Source organism: Salmonella sp. NW722 (genome assembly GCF_051702785.1).
In the GTDB taxonomy this organism is placed as follows: domain Bacteria; phylum Pseudomonadota; class Gammaproteobacteria; order Enterobacterales; family Enterobacteriaceae; genus Salmonella; species Salmonella enterica.
Genome location: NZ_JAMMIN010000007.1, coordinates 152,793 through 153,455, shown reverse-complemented (window position 1 = coordinate 153,455; position 663 = coordinate 152,793). Strand labels below are relative to the sequence as shown.

The 663-nt window shown below is 60.8% G+C and carries 1 protein-coding gene; it reads right to left on the bottom strand.

Annotated elements, in window-relative coordinates; all coding sequences use genetic code 11:
• Nucleotides 1-663, bottom strand: a 663-nt coding sequence (locus NA330_RS18220; protein WP_438796416.1) for an autotransporter-associated beta strand repeat-containing protein, incomplete at both ends; no start/stop codon positions are given.

Genomic DNA, 663 nt, shown 5'->3' with positions numbered 1-663 from the left:
TAAGAATTGGCGCCGGAGAGTGTGAGCGTCTCGTCGCCGGATTTCACCACCTGGCCGCTGCCGCTGATGGCGTTGTCAAAATCACCGCCGGTGTTCAGTTCCAGCACGGCGTTATCGGTGACGTCACCGGTGCCCAGCGCGTTTACATCGTTGGCGACCAGCGTGCCGCTGCTGATAAGGGTGCCGCCGGTGTAAGAATTGGCGCCGGAGAGTGTGAGCGTCTCGTCGCCGGATTTCACCACCTGGCCGCTGCCGCTGATGGCGTTGTCGAACGTGCCGCCGGTGTTCAGCTCCAGCGTGGCGTTATCGGTGACGTCGCCACTTCCCAGCGCGTCAACGTTAGTGGCAACCAGCGTGCCGCTACTGATAAGGGTGCCACCGGTATAAGAATTGGATCCGGAGAGGGTGAGCGTGTCGTCGCCGGATTTTTCCACACGGCCCGTACCGCCGATGTTATTGATGAAGTCACCGCCTGTGTTCAGCATCAGCGTGGCGTTGTCGGTAACGTCGCCAGTACCCAGCGCGTTTACATCGTTGGCGACCAGCGTGCCGCTGCTGATAAGGGTACCGCCGGTATAAGTATTGCTGCCGGAAAGCGTGAGCGTCTCGTCGCCGGATTTCACCACGCTGCCCGTACCGCCAATGTTGTTGGCGAAGTCACCG